The sequence below is a fragment of the Bradyrhizobium sp. genome, from assembly GCF_019244115.1.
Classification (GTDB): domain Bacteria; phylum Pseudomonadota; class Alphaproteobacteria; order Rhizobiales; family Xanthobacteraceae; genus Bradyrhizobium.
In genome coordinates, this window is sequence record NZ_JAFATE010000751.1 from 1 (window position 1) to 5,948 (window position 5,948).

The following is a 5,948-nucleotide window of genomic DNA, read 5'->3' on the forward strand; positions in this document are numbered from 1 at the left end:
CTCGCCGCGCTCGCCGGCTCCGACCGCAAGGCGGCGCTGGCGCTGGTGACGGACCTGATGTCGATCGCCGGCGCCACCAATGTCGGCGGACGTACGGTGGCCGAAATCGCCGACCGCTTCCTCGAACAATCGACACTGAAGGGCGGCGCGCTGCCGCGCAACGCACTCGCGGTGCTCAAACGCTTCCTGGCGATTTCCGGCGAGCCGCAGGAGGCGCTGACGCAGTTGCGCGCGCTTGCCTCCGACACCCACCTTGCCATCGGGGCTGCCATCGACCAGCTCGAGAGCCGCATCGGCTTCATGGCGGCGCGCGGCATTGATCTGCGGAAGACGCGATTTTCCACCTCGTTCGGGCGCGGCGTCGACTACTACACCGGCTTCGAGTTCGAGCTGCATGAGAAGAACAACGGAATCGAGCCGCTGGTCGCCGGCGGACGCTATGACGGGCTAATGACGCGGCTTGGCGCGGCCGCACCGATCCCGGCCGTCGGCTTCTCCGTCTGGGTCGAAGCGCTGACCAGGATCAGCCCACGACGTGCCGGGAGCAAGCCATGAGCGCGCCTTTCGTTCTGGCCGTTCCGTCCAAGGGCCGGCTGCAGGAAAACGCGGAGGCCTTCTTCAGCCGCGCCGGCCTCGGGCTCGCAAAACCGCGCGGCGCCCGCGAGTATCGCGGCACCATCATGGGGCTCGACAATGTCGAGATCGCCTATCTCTCCGCCAGCGAGATCGCCTCGCAACTGGCGAGCGGTGCGGTGCATCTCGGCGTGACCGGTGAGGACCTGGTCCGCGAATCCATCGCCAATGCCGACAAGCGCGTGCTGCTGATCGACCAGCTCGGGTTTGGCCAGGCCAATGTCGTCGTCGCCGTTCCGCAGGCCTGGATCGACGTCCGCACCATGGCCGATCTCGACGACGTCACGACAGGTTTTCGCGAGCAGCATAACCGCAGGATGCGGGTGGCGACCAAATACATCAACCTGACCCGCAATTTCTTCGCCCAGCACCGCGTCGTCGACTACCGCATCGTCGAGAGCGCCGGCGCGACCGAAGGCGCCCCCGCCGTCGGCACCGCCGAATTGATCGTCGACATCACGACGACCGGCGCGACGCTTGCGGCGAACGGCCTGAAGGTGCTCGACGACGGCGTGATCCTGCGTAGCCAGGCCAACCTCGTGGCCGCACGCGAGGCCGACTGGTCGGCGGCGGCGCGCGAGACCGCCCGGGTCATCCTCGACCACATCGCCGCCCGCGCCCGCGCCAGCAAGTTCCGCGAAGTCCGCACCCGCTTTGCCGGCTGCGACGCAAAACTGCTCGCCGAGGCCCACAACCGTTTTGGCGTGGTGTCGCCGTTCGGCGGGCCGACGTCGTCAGGCATGCTCACACTGCACTGCCCACCTGCCCAGCTCTACGCGCTCGGCAGTTTCTTGCGCACCCATGGCGCGAACACGGTGTCTGTGGCCTCGCTCGATTACGTGCTCGACCGCGAGAACCCGCTATTTGCCAAACTCGAGGCGTTCCTGCGCTAATATGCCCATCGGGCACCGTCCTTATCTGGTTGGCGACAAGCTTTCGCCATTGCCATATGTTGTTGCCTGACAACGGGGAGTGGGAACCTGATCTGATGATGCTGGGTACGGACGTCTCGAACCTCACGACCGATGCGACGACTGCCAGAGCGCAGGGCCTCTCCATCGTCGTCCCCGTGTACAATGAGGCGAAAGGGCTTTCGCTCCTGCACGAGCGGCTGAACGCGCTGGCCGCGACGTTGCGGCAGCGCCATGGGCTGGCCTGCGAAGTGGTCTATGTCGATGACGGCAGCAGCGACGATACGCTGGCGATTGCCCGCGGCCTGTCGGCAGAGGCCCTGGACGTCCAGGTGGTGTCGCTGTCGCGCAATTTCGGCAAGGAAGCCGCGCTGATGGCGGGGCTGGATCACGCCCGGCGCGGCGCCGTGCTGTTCATGGATGGCGACGGCCAGCATCCGCCGGCTCTGGTCGAGCAACTGGTCCGCCACTGGATCGAGGGCGGCTATGACGTTGTCTATACCGCCAAGGCGCATCGCGACAACGAGTCGGTGCTGCGGCGGCTCGCCGTGCATGGCTTCTACGCGCTGATCAATTGGGGCGCGCGCCAGAAGATTCCCGAAGACGCCGGCGACTTCCGCCTGCTCTCGCCGCGCGCGGCCGCCGCGCTGCGTCAGCTCCCTGAGCGCAACCGCTTCTTCAAGGGACTGGCGAGCTGGATCGGGTTCCGCCAGATCAGGGTCGATTACGAACCGGAACCTCGCGCGCATGGTGTCACGACCTTCAACGTGATGCGGCTGCTCGGCCTGTCCATCGAGGGGCTGACATCGTTCTCGGTGGCGCCGCTGCGCATTGCCAGCCTGCTTGGCGTGCTGCTTGCCTCCGTCGCCTTCCTGTTCGGCCTCTCAATCGTTTGGGAGGTCTGGACCACCGGCAAGCAGGTGCCCGGCTATCCCTCGCTCGTGGTCGGACTGATGACGATCGGCGGCGTGCAGCTGATCATGATCGGGATCGTCGGCGAGTATATCGGCAAGATTCTCTCAGAGCTGAAGGCACGCCCGATCTACTTCGTGGCCGAGCACAGCGAAAAGCGGGTCGCGACCGAACCGGCCGACAGCACGGTCAGCAGGACCGCCGCCGAATGAACGAGACCGCGCCGCGGCGCGTCTGGTTGTGCGCCGACGACTACGGGATCAGTCCCGGCGTCAACCGCGGCATTCGCGATCTGATCGCGCGCGGCCGCCTCAATGCGACATCGGTGATGGTGGTCGGTCCGGCCGTTAGCCGCGAGGAGGTCGCAACCCTCCAGGAAGCCGCGGCGAGCAGTTCGCGCTGCGCAATAGGCCTGCATGTGACGCTGACGGCGCCGTTTCGCCCGCTGACCATGCATTTCCGTCCCTTGAACGGTGGGCTATTCCCTTCGTTTCCAAGGGTGATGATCGCGGGCTTTGCGCGCCGGCTCGATCCCGAAATCATCCAGAGCGAGGTCGCCGTGCAGCTTGCGGCCTTTGCCAGTCTGTTCGGCCGCGCGCCGGACTTCGTCGATGGTCACCAGCACGTGCAGGTCTATCCGCAAGTGCGCGATGCGTTCCTCGCGGCGGTCAAGCAGGCGGCACCGCAGGCATGGGTCCGCCAGAGCGGCCGCGCTCCGCCGGCACGCTCGCTGCGCGCACCTAAGGCGCTCATCCTCGATCTCCTGAGCGCGGAGTTTCGCCGTCGCGCTGCCGGCGCCGAGCTTGCGTTCAATCCCGGCTTTGCCGGCGCGTATGACTTTTCCAGAGAGCCCGATTTCGGCGCGCTGATGGGCGGATTCTTGGAAGGCCTGACGGAGCACAGCGTCATCATGTGTCACCCCGGCTTTGTCGACGAGACCCTGATCGAGCTCGATCCATTCACCGTGCAGCGCGAACACGAACACGCCTATCTCGCCAGCGACCAGTTCCCCGAACTGCTGCGGATGAACAATGTTACATTGGCGTGACGCGCAAGACGTGTGGTCGCAGGCCGCGAAGTTCGTGTCCCAAATTTAATTTCGAACCGCACTTCACCCGTCCCAAACCCCGCTTACGTCTTGTTCCGCGCTTCCCACCGAAGACGCATGGAGAACGTCATGACACCGCAAGAACGCCAATTGGTTGATGATCTTTTCGATCGGCTCGCCAAATTGGAGAGTGCCCCGCGCGATCCCAATGCTGCGTCTGCCATCGCCCAGGGCCTGCAAAAGGCGCCGAATGCCGTTTACGCCCTCGTGCAAACCGTGCTGCTGCAGGACGAGGCGCTAAAGCGCGCCAACAGCCGCATCCAGGAACTGGAAGCGGCGGTCAGCGCGCCGGAGCAGCAAGGTCAGTCGGGAGGCTTCCTCGATTCGATGCGGGACGCGATTTTTGGCCCGGGCCAAAGCCAAAACCGCGGCTCGGTCCCGAACGTTCCCCCACCGCAGCCGCAAAATCGTCCGGTCTGGAACAGCGGCCAGGTGCTGCAACAGGGCTCGCCCGGATACGATCAGGGGCATTATGGGCAGCCCCCCTATGGCGGATCGCCTTATGGCCAGTCCTACGGCGCACCGCCGTTCGGCGGCGGCGGCGGTTCCTTCCTCGGCACGGCGGCGGCGGCTGCGGCCGGCGTGGTCGGCGGCTCGCTGCTTTTGAACAGCATTCGCGGCATGATGGGCGGGCCGCATCACGGCTTTGGCGACGCAGACGCGCTCGGCGAGCGGGCCGCCAGCCCCTGGAGCGATCAATCGAACAGTTCGCTCGCCCGCGATGCCGGGATCGACGATGTCGGGCGCGGCGGCCGCGCTGACGACAACGCGAACCAGGGCCTGTTCGATCAGGCGTCCTACGACGATCAGCGCGATGACATGATGGATAGCAACGCCGACGACTTTGACGATGGCGGCGGAGATGATGGCGGCAGCGACTACGCGTAACTGCTCTTTCTTCCCTCTCCCCGCTTGCGGCTATCAGATTCACACATCGCGGAGCCCGAGTTGAAAGCCGTATTTGATGGAGTGGAATTCTTGCAGTCCGATGCGCATGACCTTGGGGCCCGGTTTTCCGTAGTAGCCGTCCCAGGCACCGAGGCGGGCGATGACCCAGGCGGCGTAGGCGAGCGTACCCTTGGGGTGCGGGTTTTTTTGACGCTGGGTTTTGCCTTCGAGCGTGGCCGAGATGGTCTCGAGGAGCGGTTGGTCGGCGGGATCGAAGGCATCCCGCAACAATTGATCGGTGGTGCCGTCGCGGGCTCGCACCAATTGCAACACGGTGACGCCAGTGACTGCCACGGCGGCGACCAGGCGCACCATCGCGTCGGGGTCTTGGATTTCCGCGGCCTCGATGTCGAAGCCGGCCGTCTTAAGCGTGCGGAAATAATCCTCGATGATCCAGCGTCGGCGGTAGAAATCGAGCATCATGCGGGCCTTGGCCGGGCTGTCGACCGTATGTGTCGTGATCAGCCGCCAATGGATCGGCTCGCCCTGCTCAGGCACGCTCGTCTCCGTCACGTCCACCAGGGTCAGAACGATGCTGTTCGGCAGGTCGGGCGCCGCGCCGTTCTTCGGCTTGCGCACCGCGACGGTCGAATAGCGAAGGGCAAGTTCTGCGGCACGCTCGCGGCGGCCCGGGGCCGCCGGGATGGTCACCACGAAACGCGCCTGTTCGGGCAGCCGATCGGAGAACGCGAACAGCATGGTGCTGCCGTCTACCGCCGCCTCGATCCGACGGTCCTGCGCGATCCTGGTGAGCAGATGGACATTGGCCGGCCGGCGGGCGAATTCCTCGTAGATATCGCTTTCCCGGTCAGCCACGACCGTAATCCGCGCCGCCTCATGCAGCACCCGCGATGCGCTGAACATTCCGTCCAGCCAGCGCTGCGATTCCTTGTCCGCCGTCGACCTCGCCCGGCGCGCCGCGACCTTGCCGCCCCGGCGATTGTGCACCTTCACGTCGACCAGGCCGAACAATGCCCCCGTCACCGCATCGACGGCCAGAACCGAGTGCAACAGCAACCCGCCGAGGTTCCCGCCGCGACCGATCGGACCAAACCCCCGCGCACGCGCCTCCTTGCCCCCGAATACCAGCTCGCTGCTGTCCTGGATGGCCAAGACGTCGCGTCCGGCGACCACGACCGCAGTGCGTGCTGCAGCTGTCTCGGCCATCTCCGTGACCGTTACGGCCCCATTGTGCAGAAACCGAGAAAACTGCATTTGGCGCGCCCGATCGCCCTGCGCCAGCCGACGGATGCACGAGCCCGGTCGTCGCACCAGTGCCTCCTGCAACAAGGCCCCCCTTTTTGCAGGCGGCGGTCGCCAAACCGCCCCAGTCCCACCACCTCGCAAGTAATCGTCACTGGCCTCTCCCGAATCAATCCGCCTCAAGGAATCAGCCATGTTCATCGCCTGCAATGCAGATGTGTGCACATGACAGC

Annotated in this window: 6 protein-coding genes; 5 read left to right on the forward strand and 1 reads right to left on the reverse strand. The window is 65.6% G+C overall.

Annotation, left to right across the window (positions count from 1 at the left end; all coding sequences use genetic code 11):
• The 5 genes from JOZ76_RS32340 to JOZ76_RS32360 all read left to right on the forward strand — a co-directional run.
• A partial coding sequence (locus tag JOZ76_RS32340; RefSeq protein WP_291705453.1) for an ATP phosphoribosyltransferase regulatory subunit occupies window positions 1-555 on the forward strand: 555 nt, incomplete at its 5' end.
• Window positions 552-1,526, forward strand: a complete 975-nt coding sequence (gene hisG / locus JOZ76_RS32345; protein WP_291705454.1) for an ATP phosphoribosyltransferase — start codon at window positions 552-554, stop codon at window positions 1,524-1,526. The genes JOZ76_RS32340 and hisG, both read left to right, overlap by 4 nt.
• A gap of 95 nt (window positions 1,527-1,621) precedes the next feature.
• Entirely contained in the window at window positions 1,622-2,668 is a 1,047-nt protein-coding gene (locus tag JOZ76_RS32350) for a glycosyltransferase family 2 protein (protein ID WP_291705455.1), read from the forward strand.
• On the forward strand, window positions 2,665-3,504 hold the full coding sequence (locus JOZ76_RS32355) for a ChbG/HpnK family deacetylase (RefSeq protein WP_291705456.1): 840 nt from the start codon (window positions 2,665-2,667) through the stop codon (window positions 3,502-3,504). The genes JOZ76_RS32350 and JOZ76_RS32355 overlap by 4 nt, the downstream gene beginning before the upstream one ends.
• 129 nt (window positions 3,505-3,633) lie before the next feature.
• On the forward strand, window positions 3,634-4,452 hold the full coding sequence (locus JOZ76_RS32360) for a DUF2076 domain-containing protein (RefSeq protein WP_291705457.1): 819 nt from the start codon (window positions 3,634-3,636) through the stop codon (window positions 4,450-4,452).
• 39 nt (window positions 4,453-4,491) lie between these two features.
• Here JOZ76_RS32360 and JOZ76_RS32365 read toward each other — a convergent pair whose 3' ends face one another.
• The gene (locus tag JOZ76_RS32365; protein ID WP_441300140.1) at window positions 4,492-5,910 is read right to left on the reverse strand and encodes an IS4 family transposase; all 1,419 of its coding nucleotides are present in this window, start codon (window positions 5,908-5,910) and stop codon (window positions 4,492-4,494) included.
• Between the last annotated feature and the right edge of the window lie 38 nt (window positions 5,911-5,948).

Excerpts from the sequence above, each read along its gene's own strand:
- hisG (WP_291705454.1), top strand. The coding sequence starts at position 552 with ATGAGCGCGCCTTTCGTTCTGGCCGTTCCGTCCAAGGGCCGGCTGCAG.
- JOZ76_RS32350 (WP_291705455.1), top strand. The coding sequence starts at position 1,622 with ATGATGCTGGGTACGGACGTCTCGAACCTCACGACCGATGCGACGACT.
- JOZ76_RS32355 (WP_291705456.1), top strand. The coding sequence starts at position 2,665 with ATGAACGAGACCGCGCCGCGGCGCGTCTGGTTGTGCGCCGACGACTAC.
- JOZ76_RS32360 (WP_291705457.1), top strand. The coding sequence starts at position 3,634 with ATGACACCGCAAGAACGCCAATTGGTTGATGATCTTTTCGATCGGCTC.
- JOZ76_RS32365 (WP_441300140.1), bottom strand. The coding sequence starts at position 5,910 with ATGGCTGATTCCTTGAGGCGGATTGATTCGGGAGAGGCCAGTGACGAT.